The following is a 17207-nucleotide window of genomic DNA, read 5'->3' as shown; positions in this document are numbered from 1 at the left end:
CCTTAAGGTGCCCTAATCCTGGGCGCCCCCTCCCCAACGGAAAAACCGGTAAGGACTTATGTGCGGATTAGCAGGAGAGTTGCGTTTCACCCCCCTCGACCAAGCCCCTCGCCCAGCCGACCTGGCTGCGGTAGAGCGCATCACGCACCACCTGGCGCCTCGCGGCCCGGATGCGTGGGGCTTCCATAGCCAAGGCCCGATCGCCCTCGGCCACCGACGCCTGAAAATCATGGACTTGTCCGACGGCTCGGCGCAACCGATGGTCGACAACACCTTGGGCCTGTCACTGGCCTTCAACGGTGCCATCTACAACTTCCCCGAACTGCGCCAGGAGCTGCAGGACCTGGGCTACAGCTTCTGGTCCGACGGCGACACCGAAGTACTGCTCAAGGGCTATCACGCCTGGGGCGCAGCCTTGCTGCCCAAGCTCAACGGCATGTTCGCCCTGGCCATCTGGGAGCGCGACAACCAGCGCCTGTTCCTGGCCCGCGACCGCCTGGGCGTCAAGCCCCTGTACCTGTCGCGCAACGGCGAGCGCCTGCGTTTTGCCTCGACCTTGCCAGCGCTGCTAAAGGGTGGCGATATCGACCCGATGCTCGACCCGGTGGCGCTCAACCATTACCTGAACTTCCACGCCGTGGTACCCGCGCCGCGCACGCTGCTGGCCAACGTGCAGAAGCTTGAACCCGGCACCTGGATGCGCGTCGACCGCCATGGCGAAGTGGAACGCCAGACCTGGTGGCAGCTGAAATACGGTGCCAACCCGGATGAGCGTGAGCTTGATCTGGAAGGCTGGACCACCCGCGTGCTCGACGCCACCCGCGACGCCGTGGCCATTCGCCAACGTGCTGCAGTGGACGTCGGCGTGCTGCTGTCCGGCGGTGTCGACTCCAGCCTGCTGGTCGGGCTGCTGCGCGAAGTCGGCGTGGACGACCTGTCGACATTCTCCATCGGGTTCGAAGATGCCGGTGGCGAACGTGGCGATGAGTTCCAGTATTCCGACCTGATCGCCAAACACTACGGTACCCGCCACCACCAGTTGCGCATTGCCGAACACGAGATCATCGACCAGTTGCCGGCTGCATTCCGCGCCATGAGCGAGCCGATGGTCAGCCACGACTGCATCGCCTTCTACCTGCTGTCGCGGGAAGTGGCCAAGCACTGCAAGGGCGTGCAAAGCGGCCAGGGCGCCGACGAGCTGTTTGCCGGTTATCACTGGTACCCGCAGGTGGACGGCGCCGATGACGCCTTTGCGGCTTACCGCGACGCGTTCTTCGACCGCAGCCATGCCGAGTACCGCGACACCGTGCAGGCGCCCTGGCTGCTGGACACCGACGCCGCCGGCGACTTTGTGCGCGAGCACTTCGCCCGCCCCGGTGCCCGCGACGCAGTGGACAAGGCCCTGCGGCTGGACAGCACGGTGATGCTGGTGGACGACCCGGTCAAGCGTGTGGACAACATGACCATGGCCTGGGGCCTGGAGGCGCGCACACCGTTCCTCGACTACCGCCTGGTGGAACTGTCGGCACGTATCCCGGCGCGCTTCAAGCTGCCCGATGGCGGCAAGCAGGTGCTCAAGCAGGCAGCACGACGGGTAATTCCTCATGAGGTGATTGACCGCAAGAAGGGCTACTTCCCGGTACCGGGCCTGAAGCACCTGGAAGGCGCCACCCTGGGCTGGGTGCGTGAGCTGCTGACCGACCCCAGCCAGGACCGTGGGCTGTTCAACCCGGCCATGCTCGACCGCCTGCTGAGCAATCCACACGGCCAGCTCACCCCACTGCGCGGCTCCAAGCTGTGGCAGCTGGCAGCGCTGAACCTGTGGTTGAGCGAACAAGGAATCTAACCCATGAAAGCCCATGAAATCGCTTACGGCCAGCGTCTGTTGCGCGGCCAGGCGCCGTCCTACGAGCGCCTGCAGGCGCGCCTGGCCGGCGATGGCAGCCAGCCCCATGACCAGCCTCGCGCGGTGCACTGTGGCTGGGGTCGATTGCTGATCGGCCATACCTACCCCGACCCGGTCAGCCTGGCCGAAGAGCTGCTGGACGAACGCCCTGGCGAGCGCGACATCGCCCTGTACGTGGCCGCGCCGCAGCAGTTGCTAGCCCAGGCCCCTCAGCAGCTGTTCCTTGACCCGTCCGACACCCTGCGCCTGTGGTTTACCGACTACCGGCCGGCGCAGCGGGTGTTCCGCGGCTTTCGCGTGCGCCGGGCGCAAAACCCGGCCGACTGGCAGGCCATCAACACCCTGTATCAGGCACGCAGCATGCTGCCGGTAGACCCAGACCTGCTTACCCCCAGGCACCTGGGCGGCCCGGTGTACTGGCTGGCCGAGGACGAAGACAGTGGCGCAGTGATTGGCAGCGTCATGGGCCTGAACCATGCCAAGGCGTTCGACGACCCGGAACACGGCAGCAGCCTGTGGTGCCTGGCTGTAGACCCGCACTGCACCCGCCCCGGCGTAGGCGAGGTGCTGGTGCGCCACCTGATCGAGCACTTCATGAGCCGTGGCCTGGCCTACCTCGACCTGTCGGTCTTGCACGACAACCGCCACGCCAAGCGCCTGTACCAGAAGCTGGGTTTTCGCAACCTGCCCACCTTTGCGGTCAAACGCAAGAACGGCATCAACCAGCAGCTGTTCCTGGGCCCGGGCCCTGAGGCCGAGCTGAACCCCTACGCCCGCATCATCGTCGATGAGGCCCTGCGCCGGGGCATCGACGTGCAGGTGGATGACGCCGCTGGCGGCCTGTTCACCCTGAGCCTTGGCGGGCGCCGCATTCGCTGCCGTGAATCGCTCAGCGACCTGACCAGTGCCGTGACCATGACCCTGTGCCAGGACAAACGCCTGACCCAGCATGCCCTGCACAACGCCGGGCTACAGGTGCCAGCGCAGCAGCTGGCCGGCAATGCAGACGACAACCTGGCGTTTCTCGACGAGCATGGCGCGGTGGTGGTCAAACCGGTCGATGGCGAGCAAGGCCAAGGCGTGGCGGTGAACCTGACCTGCATTGACGAGATCACCCGCGCCGTTGAGCACGCCCGCCAGTTCGACAGCCGCGTACTGCTGGAGAGCTTCCATGCCGGGTTCGACCTGCGCATCGTGGTAATCGGCTACGAGGTGGTGGCCGCGGCCGTTCGCCACCCTGCCCAGGTGCTGGGTGACGGCAAGCACAGCATCCGCCAGCTGATCGAAGCCCAGAGCCGTCGCCGCCAGGCCGCCACCGGTGGCGAAAGCCGCATTCCGCTGGACGGCGAAACCGAGCGCACAGTGCGTGCAGCGGGCTTTGCCTATGACGATGTATTGCCAGCCGGGCAGCGCCTGGCGGTACGGCGCACCGCCAACCTGCACACCGGCGGCACCCTGGAAGATGTGACCGAACGCCTGCACCCGGTGCTGGCCGACGCTGCCGTGCGCGCTGCACGGGCGCTGGAGATTCCGGTGGTTGGGCTGGACTTCATGGTGCGTGATGCCGGGCAGCCTGAATACGTGATCATCGAGGCCAACGAACGTGCCGGGTTGGCCAACCATGAACCGCAGCCAACCGCCGAGCGCTTTATCGACCTGCTGTTTCCGCATAGCCGGGCCTTGGCGTGAATCAATGACGGCCTTTTCGCGGGGCAAGCCCGCTCCCACAGGTCCACGGTGGCTCTCAAGTCAGCACTGACCTGTGGGAGCGGGCTTGCCCCGCGAAGAGGCCGATGAAGGAGTACATATGTCTGAGCACTACCCCGAGCCCGATCTCGACTACCTCAAACGAGTGCTGCTGGAGATGCTCGCCATCCCCAGCCCCACCGGTTTCACCGACACCATCGTGCGCTACGTGGCCGAACGCCTGGACGAACTGGGTATACCCTTCGAGTTGACCCGTCGCGGCACCATACGCGCCACCCTCAAGGGGCGGCAGTCATCCCCCGACCGGGCCGTATCGGCCCATCTGGATACCATCGGCGCCAGCGTGCGCCAACTGCAGGACAACGGGCGCCTGGCCCTGGCGCCGGTCGGCTGCTGGTCCAGCCGCTTCGCCGAAGGCAGCCGGGTCAGCGTGTTCACCGACACGGGGGTCGTGCGCGGCAGCGTGCTGCCGTTGATGGCCAGCGGGCATGCCTTCAACACCGCCATCGACCAGATGCCGGTCAGCTGGGACCACGTGGAGCTGCGCCTGGACGCCTACTGCGCCACCCGGGCCGACTGCGAGGCGCTGGGCGTGAGCATTGGTGACTTCGTCGCCTTCGACCCGCTGCCCGAGTTCACCGAAAGCGGCCACATAAGCGCCCGCCACCTGGATGACAAGGCCGGCGTAGCAGCGTTGCTGGCGGCGCTGAAGGCGGTGGTGGAAAGCGGCCAACAACCGTTGATCGATTGCCACCCGCTGTTCACCATTACCGAAGAGACCGGCTCGGGTGCCGCGGGTGCCCTGCCCTGGGATGTCAGCGAATTCGTTGGTATCGACATCGCCCCGGTGGCGCCTGGGCAGGCCTCCAGCGAGCATGCGGTCAGCGTGGCCATGCAAGACTCTTCGGGGCCCTATGACTACCACCTGTCCCGGCATTTGCTGAAACTGGCCGGCGACCACGACCTGCCGGTACGGCGCGACCTGTTCCGCTATTACTTCAGCGATGCCCATTCGGCGGTAACGGCGGGGCATGACATTCGTACCGCGCTGGTGGCGTTTGGTTGCGATGCCACCCATGGCTACGAACGCACGCACATCGACAGCCTTGCGGCGTTGAGCCGGCTGCTGTCGGCGTACCTGTTGAGCCCGCCCGTGTTTGCCAGCGACTCGCAGCCGGCCAATGCCTCGCTTGAAAGGTTCAGCCACCAGCTGGAGCACGATGCGCAGATGGAGAGCGACACGCGGGTGCCGGCGGTGGACAGCCTGGTTGGCAATAAAGGCTGATGGCCTGGGGGCTGCTTTGCAGCCCCAAATGCCCGAACGTTTCGCGTAGCATTGCCCACACTTACTTCAGAACCTGCCCACCATGCTGATCCCCTACGAGCAACTGCAAGCCGAAACCTTGACCCGCCTGATTGAGGACTTCGTCACCCGCGATGGCACCGACAATGGCGACGACACCCCGCTGGAAACCCGTGTGCTTCGGGTACGCCAGGCGTTGGCCAAAGGCCAGGCGTTCATCCTGTTCGACCCGGAAAGCCAGCAGTGCCAATTGCTGGCCAAGCATGATGTGCCCCGCGAGCTGCTCGATTAGCACGCCAAGCCCGCGATGAGCTCAGCACTGGCAACCTCAAGCCCTGCGGGCCTTACGCTGACCTGCCTCCTTGATGCGCCTGTAGACCTCGGCACGATGCACTGACACCGCCTTCGGGGCGTCGATCCCGAAGCGCACCACCCCGTCACGCGTTTCTACCACCATGATCCGGATGTCATCGCCAATCACGATGACCTCCCCCACTTCGCGTCCTATTACCAGCATGTTCCGCTCCTCCAGCGAAAGGGAAAAACGGAGCGTGCATCGCGGGCATTCACCTACTCAATAGCTCCACAGCAAATCAGAAGCACCCTACATTCGCGGGTAATTTCCCCTACAGACCATTCACTTCGAATGCCCTCTGGCGCGCATTTTTACCGCCATTTCCGCCATTTCTTCATACAGCCGCTCAGGCGCCTGCCGCTTCAACGCCCAAGCTTCGCGCCCGGCTTCGTGGGGCAGGATCAGGAACTCGCCAGCGGCCACCTGCTGATGCATGTAGTCAGCTATGTCCGACGCACTGATCGGCGAGCCTTCCAGCAGCTTGCCCACTTGCGCTTTCATTGCCGGGTTGGGCCCGCGGAACGAGTCCAGCAGGTTGGTCTGAAAGAACGACGGGCACACCACGTGCACCGCCACCTCCAGTTGGCGCAACTCCACCAGCAGGCTCTCTGACAAAGCCAGCACACCGGCCTTGGCCACGTTGTAGTTGCTCATGCCCGGGCCCTGCATCAACGCGGCCATCGAGGCGATATTGATGATGCGCCCCTTGCTGCGCTCCAGCAGCGGCAGGAAGGCCTTGCAGCCTTTGACCACCCCCATCAGGTTGACCGCAATCTGCCAGTCCCAGTCTTCCAGCGACAGTTCAGCGAAGAAGCCGCCCGAAGCGACACCTGCGTTGTTGACGATCACATCGATGCCGCCGAGCTGCTCGGTGCAGGCCTGGGCCATGGCCGTCAGCTGGCTGTAATCGCGGACGTCGCAGCGCTGGAAGAAGCCGTCGCCGCCGGCAGCGCGGACCAGCTCCAGGGTTTCGCGCAGGCCGGCTTCGTTGACATCGGCCAGCGCCACGCGCCAGCCCTCACGCGCCCAGCGCAGGGCGATCTCGCGACCGAGGCCGGACCCGGCGCCAGTGATCATGATGCGGTTTTGCATGGTGGCTGGCCTTGTTCTGGTGAGGGTGCAACGAGTCTAAACAAGGCCGAGTGGGCAGGCAGGGTTCATCAGGCTAGTGAATGGGCGGGCATGACTGTGTGGTCAGTACCGGCCCGGCGCGGCGAAGAATCCCATACCGGCAATACTCAAATGGAATCTTTGCCAAGCGGCAACAGTCCGACTTTACAAGAGGCCAGCAATCCGAGGCCCTTTACCCTCAACTACGCAAGGACTCCGTCATGACCACGATTCTCATCATCATCCTGATCCTGTTGCTGATTGGTGGCTTACCGGTCTTCCCGCACTCGCGCAGCTGGGGCTATGGCCCGTCTGGCATCGTTGGCGCCGTGCTGGTGATTCTGCTGGTGCTGTTGTTATTGGGCATGATATGAGCCTGTCCGCCTGAACTTGGGGGCTGCTACAGCATCAGTGGGAAACCGCCCCGCTGGCACCCAGGCCAGTCTGCGAACGCACGAACTGCGGGTAGAACAGCGCACGCTCGTCGTCAGCCGCCTTGGACTTGTCGGTGACCGAGAAGAACCAGATGCTGACGAAGGCAATGGCCATCGAGAACAGCGCCGGGTACTCGTACGGGTAGATCGGTTTTTCGTGGCCGAGGATCTGCACCCAGATGGTCGGGCCGAGGATCATCAGCGTCACCGCACTCACCAGGCCCAGCCAGCCGCCGATCATGGCGCCGCGGGTGGTCAGCTTCTTCCAGTACATCGAAAGCAGCAGTACCGGGAAGTTGCAGCTGGCGGCAATGGAGAACGCCAGGCCAACCATGAAGGCGATGTTCTGTTTCTCGAACAGGATGCCCAAGCCGATCGCCAGCACGCCCAGGGCGATGGTGGTGATCTTCGACACGCGGATTTCGTCCTTGTCGTTGGCCTTGCCCTTGCGCCATACGCTGGCGTACAGGTCGTGGGACACCGCCGAGGCACCGGCCAGGGTCAGGCCGGCAACCACTGCCAGGATGGTGGCAAAGGCCACTGCCGAAATGAAGCCGAGGAAGATGCTGCCACCCACGGCATCGGCCAGGTGCACCGCGGCCATGTTGTTGCCGCCCAACAGGGCGCCGGCGGCGTCCTTGAAGTCCGGGTTGGTGCTGACCAGCAGGATCGCGCCAAAGCCGATGATGAAGGTGAGGATGTAGAAGTAACCGATGAAGCCGGTAGCGTAAAGCACGCTCTTGCGGGCTTCCTTGGCATCACTGACGGTAAAGAAGCGCATCAGGATGTGCGGCAGGCCGGCGGTACCGAACATCAGCGCCAGGCCCAGCGAGAAGGCCGAGATCGGGTCCTTGACCAGGCCACCCGGGCTCATGATCGCCTCACCCTTGCTGTGCACCTTGATCGCTTCCGAGAAGAGGGTGTTGAAGTCGAAGCCTACGTGCTTCATCACCATCAGCGCCATGAAGCTGGCACCGGACAGCAGCAGCACGGCCTTGATGATTTGTACCCAGGTGGTGGCCAGCATGCCGCCGAACAGCACATACAGGCACATCAGGATCCCCACCAGGATCACCGCCACGTGGTAGTCCAGGCCGAACAACAGTTCGATCAGCTTGCCGGCACCGACCATCTGCGCGATCAGGTAGAACGCCACCACCACCAGCGAACCGGAGGCCGACAGGGTACGGATTTCCTTCTGCCCAAGGCGGTACGAGGCCACGTCGGCAAAGGTGTACTTGCCGAGGTTACGCAGGCGCTCGGCAATCAGGAAGAGAATGATGGGCCAGCCGACCAAAAAGCCGATCGAGTAGATCAGGCCATCGTAGCCAGAGGTGAACACCAGGGCGGAAATACCCAGGAAGGAGGCAGCCGACATGTAGTCGCCGGCAATCGCCAGGCCGTTCTGGAAGCCGGTGATCTTGCCACCGGCAGCATAGTAGTCCGCCGCCGACTTGTTGCGTTTGGAGGCCCAGTAGGTAATACCGAGGGTGAAGGCGACGAAGGCCACGAACATGGCAATCGCGGCAACGTTCAGCGGCTGTTTCTGCACCTCGCCGGTCAGGGCATCGGCTGCCCACACGGCGGGTGCAAAGGCTCCGCAGGCCAGTACGGCCAGGGCTTTGGCGTGACGAATCATTGTTGCGCCTCCTTGAGGATGGCCTTGTTCAGCTCATCGAATTCGCCGTTGGCGCGGCGTACGTAGATGGCGGTCAGGACAAATGCCGAAACGATCAGGCCGACGCCCAGGGGAATGCCCCAGGTGATCGACGACTCAGGGCTGAGCTTGGCGCCCAGCAGATGAGGACCGTAGGCGATCAGGAGGATGAAACCGCAGTACAGGCCGAGCATGATCGCCGAGAGAACCCAGGCGAACCGTTCGCGTTTGGTGACCAGCTCCTTGAAACGGGGGCTGTTTTGTATCGAGAGGTAAATGCTGTCGTTCATTGTTTTTGTCCTAGCAGCACAGGTAGGGGTGAAACCCACGCCCTTACTTTATGCGGCTGTTGGACGGCAACCAGACGACCTTAGTCTTAGATGCAACGGTGTTTTACCGGTTGCGTAACAAAGAAAAGATGGGGGCAGGGCTGGAATGGGACCGGCTTCGGTTTAGCGGTCGGGCATAAAACGAGCGCCGCGCGGGCGGCGCTCGATCTAACTGGCGCTAAAAAAGCAACGGCAAACGCTACTTACCCGTCCACTCCTTCACGCGATCAGGGTGCTTGGCCACCCAATCCTTGGCCGCCGCTTCAGGCTTGGCCCCTTCCTGAATCGCCAGCATCACCTCGCCAATCTCGTCCTTGGACTTCCAACTGAACTTCTTCAGGAACTCCGCCACTTCTGGTGCCTTGGTAGCCAGTTCCTTGCTGCCGATGCTGTTCACGGTTTCTGCCGCGCCATACACGCCTTTCGGGTCTTCGAGGAACTTGAGTTTCCACTTGGCGAACATCCAGTGCGGGACCCAGCCGGTCACTGCAATCGACTGCTGCTTGGCATAGGCACGGCCCAGTTCCGCAGTCATCGCCGCGCCCGAGCTGGCCTGCAGCTTGTAACCCGTCAGGTCGTAGTCCTTGATCGCCTGGTCGGTCTTGAGCATCACGCCGGAGCCCGCGTCGATGCCAACAATCTTCTGCTTGAAGCTACTATCGGTCTTGAGGTCGGCGATGCTCGCCGCCTTGACGTACTCGGGGACGATCAGGCCGATCTTGGCGTCCTTGAAGTTGGCGCCATAGTCGACCACGTTGTCCTTGTTCTTGGCCCAGTACTCACCATGCGTCACCGGCAACCAGGCGGACAACATGGCATCGAGCTTGCCGGTTGCCACACCCTGCCACATGATCCCTGTGGCCACAGCCTGCAACTTCACGTCGTAGCCGAGCTTTTGCTTGATCACTTCGGCGGCCACGTTGGTGGTCGCCACGCTGTCGGCCCAACCATCCACGTAACCAATGCTTACTTCTTTAGCCATTGCCTGTGCAGCGCCCATGGCCATTACCAGGGCGGTGCCCACACCCAGGAACCGTCGCATTTTTTTCAAAGTCGCCATCAAAGCATCCCCTCGTCAGGTCTTGGAGATTGCATCATCTGCCTGCAATACAGGTCGACCTGATCCAGCAGCGACCTGCACCCGCCCCATATGCGACAGCACTGTGCCATTAGCGTCATTGGCCTACACCCGCCTGCGCGATCCTTGCATGCCAAAGCTTTGGCGCCGGGCTACTATCTACCCTTTTGCGCCTGACGATGGACCGCCCGATGCCCAGTTCTGCCCGCCTGTTGCTGCCGCTTTACCTGCTTGCCTGCCTGCTGGCCCTGGCCGGGCTCGCCGGGCTCTGGTACGGGCTTGGCAAGCCGGTGGACCTGCCCGATGCGGCCAGCCCGACGCACAAGTTGCAATGCGCGTCGTACACGCCGTTCGACAAGGACCAGTCGCCGTATGACCAGCCGTTTCGCCTGCGCCCGGCACGGATGGACGCCGACCTTGCCTTGCTGGCTGAGCGTTTCCAGTGCATCCGCACCTATTCCATGACCGGCCTTGAGGCCATCCCGGCGCTGGCCCGCAAGCATGGGCTGAAAGTGATGCTGGGCGCCTGGGTGAACGCTCACCCGGCCGACACCGACCGGGAAATCGACTTGCTGATCGCCACCGCCAACGCCAACCCCGATGTGGTCAGCGCGGTAATCGTGGGCAACGAGACATTGCTGCGCAAAGAAGTTACCGGCGCGCACCTGGCCAAGCTGATCGCCCGGGTGAAAAGCCAGGTCAAGGTGCCCGTGACCTACGCGGATGTGTGGGAGTTCTGGCTGCAGCACCCGCAGGTGGCGCCAGCGGTGGATTTTTTGACCATACACCTGCTGCCCTACTGGGAAGACGACCCGCGCGGCATTGACGATGCACTGGCCCACGTCGCCGATGTGCGGCGGGTATTCGGCACGCGCTTTGCGCCCAAGGACATCCTGATTGGCGAAACCGGCTGGCCCAGCGAAGGCCGCCAGCGCGAGACCGCCGTACCCAGCCGCGTCAACGAGGCGCGCTTCATCCGCGGTTTTGTAACCTTGGCCGAAAGCAACGGCTGGCACTACAACCTGATCGAAGCGTTCGACCAGCCATGGAAGCGTGCCAATGAAGGGGCGGTAGGCGGTTACTGGGGGCTTTACGATGCCGACCGGCAGGACAAGGGCATACTGGAGGGGCCGGTCAGCAACCTGCAGGACTGGCCGCAGTGGTTGCTGGCCAGTGCACTGTTGATGGCGGGCATGTTGTTGCTTGCCGGGCGCCCCGCCAGCCCGCAGGCTGCCTTGTTGTTGCCATTGCTGGCGGCGTTGGGCGCGGGTTGCCTGGGGCTGTGGGGCGAGCTGATGCGCACCCATGCACGCTTTGCCGGGGAGTGGCTGTGGGCCGTTGCACTGGCCGGGCTGAACCTACTGGTGCTGGCCCATGCGCTGCTGGCGTTGGCGCAGCGTGCCGGTTGGCGCATGCGCTTGTTCGCCTGGCTGCAGGCGCGGGCCGGCTGGCTGTTGCTGGCGGCGGGCTTTGCCGCGGCGGTGAGCATGCTGGCAATGGTGTTCGACCCGCGCTACCGCAGCTTCCCCAGCGCCGCGCTGGCGTTGCCGGCGCTGGTGTATGTGCTGTGGCCGGTGCCCGCGCGGCGGGCGGAGGTGGCGTTGCTCGCGTTCATTGTCGGGGCCGGGGTGGCGCCGCAGTTGTTCGTGGAAGGGCTGGAAAACCAGCAGGCCTGGGGTTGGGCGGTGGTGAGTGTGCTGATGACAGCCGCATTGTGGCGCAGCTTGCGGGTGCGCCAGGCTTGATGCCCGGGGGCCGCTTCGCGCCCCTGTCAGCCTTGCTGCGGTCTCCTGACCAGGCGCAACCCCGCCAACACCAGCGCAAACACGGCAATGCTGGCGGTATACAGCACCAGCGCCGGCACCGCGAATACCAATGCCAACACCGCCAGCCACCAGCCGGCCCGCGCAGGCACGAACTGCGACAGCAGCGCCAGGCCCAGCCCGCCCCAGGCCAGCACCTGGTGGTGAATGCCTAGCCCCAGCAGCGAGCGCACCTCGCACTGCCAGTACGCCGCAGGCAATGTGCACAGCCCTACCCACTGGCCATCCTCCATCAGCCCATAACGCACGCCATAACTGGCAGCGAGCCACAGCCCCAGAAACAGCAAGAGCAGCGCAGCCGGCACTGAACGAGACATCCTGTTCTCCAATAGCGGTAATCGAAAGCATCCATGATCGCTTATGCCCGGTTGTAAGGCAAAATCACAACCCTGCAGCTATGTTGCAAATAACAAGCACACCAAAGGCCACCGCCACTGGCAACTTTGCCCGGTTGGCTGTGGTCCTAGCCTGCACACTGCTCGACCTTGCGTTCTTTTGGGGGATTACATGCATCGATCTTTGCGCCTCGCTGCCCTGCTGGGTAGCCTGCTCATGGCGGTGGCCGCTTCAGCGCGGGATATCGACGCTGCCAGCTACGGCTACCCCTTGACCAACCCGTTCGAGGCGACTATCGCCACCACGCCGCCGGATCAGCGGCCTACCCTGCCCAGCGACGAGGACATCACCCAGTCGGACTACAGCCTCAACCTGCGCCCCGAGCGTGAATTCACGTTGCCCGACAATTTCTGGGCCGTGAAAAAGCTCAAATACCGCCTGGCCCGCCAAGACCGCGAAGCGCCGCTTATCTTCATTATTGCCGGCACCGGCGCACCGTACACCAGCAGCATCAACGAATACCTGAAAAAGCTGTTCTACCAGGCCGGCTTCCACGTGGTGCAACTGTCGTCGCCCACCAGCTACGACTTCATGAGCGCCGCGTCACGCTTTGCCACCCCCGGCGTCAGCCGGGAAGACGCCGAGGACATGTACCGGGTAATGCAGGCCGTGCGCGCCCAGCATCCACGCCTGCCGGTCAGCGATTTCTACCTCACCGGCTACAGCCTGGGTGCGCTCGACGCCGCGTTCGTCAGCCACCTGGACGAAACCCGCCGCAGTTTCAACTTCAAGCGCGTGCTGCTGCTGAACCCGCCGGTCAACCTGTACACCTCGATCAACAACCTGGACAAACTGGTGCAGACCCAGGTCAAAGGCATCGATCGCAGTACCACATTCTATGAGCTGATGCTGACCAAACTGACGCGCTACTTCCAGGACAAAGGCTACATCGACCTGAACGACGCCCTGCTTTATGACTTCCAGCAGTCGAAACAGCACCTGTCCAACGAACAGATGGCCATGCTGATCGGCACTTCGTTCCGGTTCTCGGCAGCGGACATTGCCTTCACTTCCGACCTGATCAACCGCCGCGGCCTGATCATTCCGCCGAAGTTCCCGATCACCGAAGGCAGCAGCCTCACGCCGTTCTTCAAGCGTGCCCTGCAATGCGACTTTGACTGCTACATGACCGAACAGGTAATCCCCATGTGGCGCGCCCGCACCGATGGCAACAGCATCTTGCAACTGGTCAACCAGACCAGCCTGTATGCCCTGGAAGACTACCTGCGTGACAGTGACAAGATCGCCGTGATGCACAACGCCGACGATGTCATTCTCGGCCCGGGCGACATCGGTTTCCTGCGCAAGGTGTTCGGTGACCGGCTGACCCTCTACCCCCATGGCGGCCATTGCGGCAACCTCAACTATCGCGTCAACAGTGACGCCATGCTGGAGTTCTTCCGTGGTTAACAAACTCCTCTTCGCCACTGCCTTGCTTGCCGCTGGCCACACCCTGGCCGCCGAGACCGCGCCCCGGGCCAGCGTGGTCGAGGCCGACCCGCAGGTGATCGGTACCGCTCCACTGGTGCCCGAAGCCGATGGTTTCATCGACCCGCTGCGCGAGCTGAAATTCAACCCGGGGCTGGACCAGCGCGAGTTCGAGCGTTCAACCCTGGAAGCACTGAACGTGTACGACCCGCTGGAGTCGATCAACCGGCGCGTGTATCACTTCAACTACCGGCTGGACCAGTGGGTGCTGCTGCCACTGGTGAATGGGTACCAGTACGTCACGCCACGCTTCGTGCGCACGGGGGTGAGCAACTTCTTCAACAACCTCGGCGACGTGCCAAACCTGCTCAATAGCGTGTTGCAGCTCAAGCCCAAGCGCTCGGCCGAGATCACGGCACGGCTGATGTTCAACACCCTCATCGGCGTGGGTGGGCTATGGGACCCGGCGACCAGCATGGGCCTGCCGCGCCAGAGCGAGGACTTTGGCCAGACCCTGGGCTTCTATGGCGTACCGGAGGGGCCGTACCTGATGCTGCCGCTGCTGGGGCCATCGAACCTGCGCGATACCACCGGGCTGGTGGTGGACTATGCCGGCGAGCAGGCGATCAATTACCTGAACGTGGCCGAAGCCAGCACCGACCACCCGGAAATCTTCGCGCTGCGCGTGGTGGACAAGCGCTACACCACCAACTTCCGCTATGGCCAGCTGAACTCGCCTTTCGAATACGAGAAAGTGCGGTATGTGTACACCCAGGCGCGCAAGTTGCAGATAGCGGAGTAAACCTGCTGCGGCCCGATCGCCGGCAAGCCAGCGCCCACAGCTGCGCACAATGCCCAAGGCTGTGGTAATCCTGTGGGCGCTGGCTTGCCGGCGATGAGGCCGGTACAGGCAACATTAAATTCCGAGGAACTGACACAGCTCCCGCTTCTTGGCCAGGGCATCCTTGCGCCCCAGTTCGATCAGCTCACTGCAATAGCTGGCCTCGAACAGCAGATAGCTCAACACCCCCGCCCCGCTGGTGCGGGTCGCCCCTGGCCCACGCAGGAACAGGCGCAACGCCGCCGGGAGCTCACGCCGGTGCCGGGCGGCGATCTCATCCAACGGCTGGCTGGGGGCTACCACCAGCACCTCGACTGGGGCCAGCCCCAGGCGCCGGGCATCCAGATGCGCCGGCAGCAGCCGGCTCAGGTGGTTCAGCCGCTGCAGCAGCTCGATGTCGTCTTCCAGGCTGTCGATGAACGTGCTGTTAAGCAAGTGCCCACCAATCTGCGCCAGGCTGGGCTGCTGCCCGCTGAACACGCGCTGAGTGGGCAAGGGCGGCGCTGGCCGCTGCGGGTTGCCGCTGACCCCGACCACCAGCACCCGGCTGGCGCCCAGGTGCAGGGCTGGGCTGATCGGCGCTGACTGGCGCACCGCGCCATCACCGTAGAATTCGTCGCCCAGCTGCACCGGGGCAAACAGCAGTGGAATGGCCGCGCTGGCCAGCAGGTGGTCGATGGTCAATGGCGTGGGCACACCGATGCGGCGGTGGCGTAGCCAGGCTTCGATGGTGCCGCGCCCTTGGTAGAAGGTGACCGCCTGGCCAGACTCGTAGCCAAAGGCGGTGACGGCCACCGCGTTCAACTGCTCGGCGGCCAGGGAATGGCCGATGCCATCCAGGTTCAGGTGTGCCTCCAGCAGGCTGCGCAAGGGGCTGCTGTCCAGCAGCGCTACTGGCGCCTGGCCGCCCAGCCCCAGCAGGCTGTGGCCGACAAAACGGCTGGCCTGACGGACTACGCCGGGCCAGTCGCTGCGGATGACCAGATGGCTGCGAAAGTTCTGCCAGAAGGCGGTTAGACGCTGCACGGCGTCGTTGAAGTGGGTGGCGCCGCTGGCCAGGGTGACGGCATTGATGGCACCGGCAGAGGTGCCGACGATGACCGGGAACGGATTATGTGCGCCGGCGGGCAGCAGCTCGGCGATGCCGGCCAATACGCCGACCTGATAGGCGGCGCGGGCGCCGCCGCCAGAAAGGATAAGACCGGTTACCGGGGGTGGGGCCATGGCTTCCTTCCTGGATTCACTTGGTCAGTACCGGCCTCTTCGCGGGGCAAGCCCGCTCCCACAGGTTCCCTGCTCCCTCAGGCCGTGTAGAAAACCCGTGGGAGCGGGCTTGCCCCGCGAGGGGCCGGCACTCACAGCACAAATTTCAGCGCTTTTTCTTGTCATACAGCCGCGGCGCACCCTCGGGCCGCGACTTGAACCGGCGGTGCGCCCACAGGTACTGCTCGGGGCACTCGCGCAACACACGCTCGACCCACTGGTTGATGCGCAGGCAGTCGGCCTCTTCGCTTTCGCCGGGAAAGTCCGCCAACGGCGGGTGGATGACCAGACGATAGCCGCTGCCATCCTCCAGGCGCTTCTGGGTGAACGGAATCACCTGTGCCTTGCCCAATCGGGCGAACTTGGTGGTGGCGGTTACCGTCGCCGCCGGGATGCCGAACAGCGGCACGAAAATGCTCTGCTTGGCCCCGTAGTCCTGGTCCGGTGCGTACCAGATCGCCCGGCCCGAACGCAGCAGCTTGAGCATGCCGCGCACGTCCTCGCGCTCCACCGCCAGCGAATCGAGGTTATGCCGCTCGCGGCCGCTGCGCTGGATGAAGTCGAACAGCGCATTGCCGTGCTCACGATACATGCCGTCGATGGTGTGCTGTTGGCCCAGCAGTGCGGCGCCGATTTCCAGGGTGGTAAAGTGCACGGCCATGAGGATGGCGCCCTGCCCCGCCTGCTGGGCGGCCTGCAGGTGCTCCAGCCCCTCGATATGGGCCAGGCGCGCCAGCCTGGCCTTGGGCCACCACCAGCTCATGGCCATTTCGAAGAAGGCGATACCGGTAGAAGCGAAGTTGGCCTTGAGCAAACGCCGCCGTTCGTCGACCGACAGCTCCGGGAAGCACAGCTCTAGGTTGCGGGCGGCAATGCGCCGACGCTCGCCGGCAAAGCAATACATCACGGCCCCCAACGCGGCACCGGCTTTCAACAGGACCCGGTACGGCAACTGGACCACCAGCCACAGCAGGCCCAGGCCCAGCCACAGGCCCCAGAACTTTGGGTGAAGGAAATAGGGGCGAAAACGCGGGCGTTCCATTGAAGCTTCCGGAAAGACAAAGGCTGCGCATTCTACAACGGATCAGCGTATGTTGCGGGCAACCGGTGTTCTCGTTATAAATCAGGGCACTTTTTTCGCAACAAGCCGTCTATGCAGACCATGAGCCCAAACCACACACCCGACACCGCCTCCGTGTTCCAGCTCAAGGGCAGCATGCTCGCCATCACAGTGCTGGAACTGGCGCGCAATGACCTTGAAGGCCTCGACCGCCAGCTGGCGGCCAAAGTTGCCCAGGCACCGAATTTCTTCAGCAATACGCCACTGGTGCTGGCGCTGGACAAGCTGCCGGCCGGCGAAGGGGCAATCGACCTGCCAGGCTTGATGCGTATCTGCCGCCACCATGGCCTGCGTACCCTGGCGATCCGCGCCAATCGCATCGAGGACATTGCAGCCGCCATCGCCATCGACCTGCCGGTGCTGCCACCGTCCGGCGCCCGCGAGCGGCCGCTGGAGCCGGAACCCGAGGTTGTCAAAAAACCCGAGCCGGCCCCCGTGCCACCACCCGCCCCCGAGC

General features: G+C 63.8%; 16 protein-coding genes and 1 pseudogene. 9 read left to right on the top strand and 8 right to left on the bottom strand.

All coding sequences use genetic code 11. The annotated features are described in order from the left end of the window. Positions 1-58: 58 nt before the first annotated feature. The 4 genes from AC07XM_RS27625 (at position 59) to AC07XM_RS27610 (ending at position 5208) form a co-directional block, all read left to right on the top strand. Positions 59-1846 carry an N-acetylglutaminylglutamine amidotransferase gene (locus AC07XM_RS27625; protein ID WP_016485339.1) on the top strand — a complete coding sequence of 596 codons (1788 nt, stop codon included), beginning with the start codon at positions 59-61 and terminating at the stop codon, positions 1844-1846. Positions 1847-1849: 3 nt separating this feature from the next. Then, positions 1850-3595: an N-acetylglutaminylglutamine synthetase gene (gene ngg / locus AC07XM_RS27620; RefSeq protein WP_016485338.1), complete on the top strand. Its 1746-nt coding sequence runs from the start codon at positions 1850-1852 to the stop codon at positions 3593-3595. A gap of 118 nt (positions 3596-3713) precedes the next feature. Beyond that, complete coding sequence (locus AC07XM_RS27615; protein ID WP_016485337.1) at positions 3714-4898, top strand: osmoprotectant NAGGN system M42 family peptidase; 1185 nt, start codon at positions 3714-3716, stop codon at positions 4896-4898. Positions 4899-4980: 82 nt separating this feature from the next. Next, a complete protein-coding gene (locus AC07XM_RS27610; protein ID WP_009682864.1) occupies positions 4981-5208 on the top strand; it encodes a YheU family protein in 228 nt (75 codons plus the stop codon). 36 nt (positions 5209-5244) lie between these two features. Here AC07XM_RS27610 and csrA read toward each other — a convergent pair whose 3' ends face one another. Continuing rightward, positions 5245-5433: a carbon storage regulator CsrA gene (gene csrA / locus AC07XM_RS27605; RefSeq protein ID WP_016485336.1), complete on the bottom strand. Its 189-nt coding sequence runs from the start codon at positions 5431-5433 to the stop codon at positions 5245-5247. Between the two features lie 120 nt (positions 5434-5553). Continuing rightward, complete coding sequence (locus AC07XM_RS27600) at positions 5554-6363, bottom strand: SDR family oxidoreductase (protein ID WP_060518708.1); 810 nt, start codon at positions 6361-6363, stop codon at positions 5554-5556. A gap of 239 nt (positions 6364-6602) precedes the next feature. Here AC07XM_RS27600 and AC07XM_RS27595 point away from each other — a divergent pair, with 239 nt between their 5' ends. Further along, positions 6603-6755 carry a DUF3309 family protein gene (locus AC07XM_RS27595; protein WP_016485334.1) on the top strand — a complete coding sequence of 51 codons (153 nt, stop codon included), beginning with the start codon at positions 6603-6605 and terminating at the stop codon, positions 6753-6755. 34 nt (positions 6756-6789) lie between these two features. Here the strand turns inward: AC07XM_RS27595 and AC07XM_RS27590 are convergent, their stop codons facing one another. The 3 genes from AC07XM_RS27590 to AC07XM_RS27580 all read right to left on the bottom strand — a co-directional run bounded on the left by AC07XM_RS27590 (position 6790) and on the right by AC07XM_RS27580 (position 9861). Continuing rightward, complete coding sequence (locus tag AC07XM_RS27590) at positions 6790-8454, bottom strand: cation acetate symporter (RefSeq protein ID WP_016485333.1); 1665 nt, start codon at positions 8452-8454, stop codon at positions 6790-6792. Continuing rightward, positions 8451-8762, bottom strand: a complete 312-nt coding sequence (locus tag AC07XM_RS27585; RefSeq protein WP_016485332.1) for a DUF485 domain-containing protein — start codon at positions 8760-8762, stop codon at positions 8451-8453. The genes AC07XM_RS27590 and AC07XM_RS27585 overlap by 4 nt, the downstream gene beginning before the upstream one ends. Positions 8763-9000: 238 nt before the next feature. Then, the gene (locus AC07XM_RS27580) at positions 9001-9861 is read right to left on the bottom strand and encodes a glycine betaine ABC transporter substrate-binding protein (protein WP_016485331.1); all 861 of its coding nucleotides are present in this window, start codon (positions 9859-9861) and stop codon (positions 9001-9003) included. A 197-nt stretch (positions 9862-10058) separates the two neighbouring features. On the opposite strand from AC07XM_RS27580, the gene AC07XM_RS27575 reads away from it, so the two are divergent. After that, entirely contained in the window at positions 10059-11624 is a 1566-nt protein-coding gene (locus tag AC07XM_RS27575; RefSeq protein ID WP_102690103.1) for a glycoside hydrolase family 17 protein, read from the top strand. Positions 11625-11650: 26 nt separating this feature from the next. Here AC07XM_RS27575 and AC07XM_RS27570 read toward each other — a convergent pair whose 3' ends face one another. Then, positions 11651-12019: a hypothetical protein gene (locus AC07XM_RS27570; protein ID WP_016485329.1), complete on the bottom strand. Its 369-nt coding sequence runs from the start codon at positions 12017-12019 to the stop codon at positions 11651-11653. Positions 12020-12209: 190 nt separating this feature from the next. Between AC07XM_RS27570 and AC07XM_RS27565 the strand changes: the two genes are divergently transcribed. Then, positions 12210-13508, top strand: a complete 1299-nt coding sequence (locus AC07XM_RS27565; RefSeq protein ID WP_016485328.1) for a serine protein kinase PrkA — start codon at positions 12210-12212, stop codon at positions 13506-13508. Between the two features lie 73 nt (positions 13509-13581). Then, positions 13582-14328 (top strand): MlaA family lipoprotein, encoded by a 747-nt coding sequence (locus tag AC07XM_RS27560; RefSeq protein WP_049870369.1) that lies wholly within the window; start codon positions 13582-13584, stop codon positions 14326-14328. Between the two features lie 114 nt (positions 14329-14442). On the opposite strand, the gene AC07XM_RS27555 is transcribed toward AC07XM_RS27560, so the two are convergent. Both AC07XM_RS27555 and AC07XM_RS27550 read right to left on the bottom strand, forming a co-directional pair. Continuing rightward, positions 14443-15591, bottom strand: coding sequence for a patatin-like phospholipase family protein (locus AC07XM_RS27555; RefSeq protein ID WP_095117064.1), 1149 nt, complete (start codon positions 15589-15591; stop codon positions 14443-14445). Between the two features lie 145 nt (positions 15592-15736). After that, positions 15737-16672, bottom strand: a complete 936-nt coding sequence (locus AC07XM_RS27550; protein WP_016485325.1) for a lipid A biosynthesis lauroyl acyltransferase — start codon at positions 16670-16672, stop codon at positions 15737-15739. A gap of 111 nt (positions 16673-16783) precedes the next feature. On the opposite strand from AC07XM_RS27550, the pseudogene minC reads away from it, so the two are divergent. Further along, positions 16784-17207, top strand: a pseudogene (gene minC, locus AC07XM_RS27545) (septum site-determining protein MinC); the annotation flags it as partial.

The sequence above is a fragment of the Pseudomonas sp. GW460-LB5 genome, assembly GCF_059423245.1.
The sequence above is the reverse complement of the archived record's forward strand: the minus strand, read 5'-3'. Positions and strand labels throughout refer to the sequence as shown.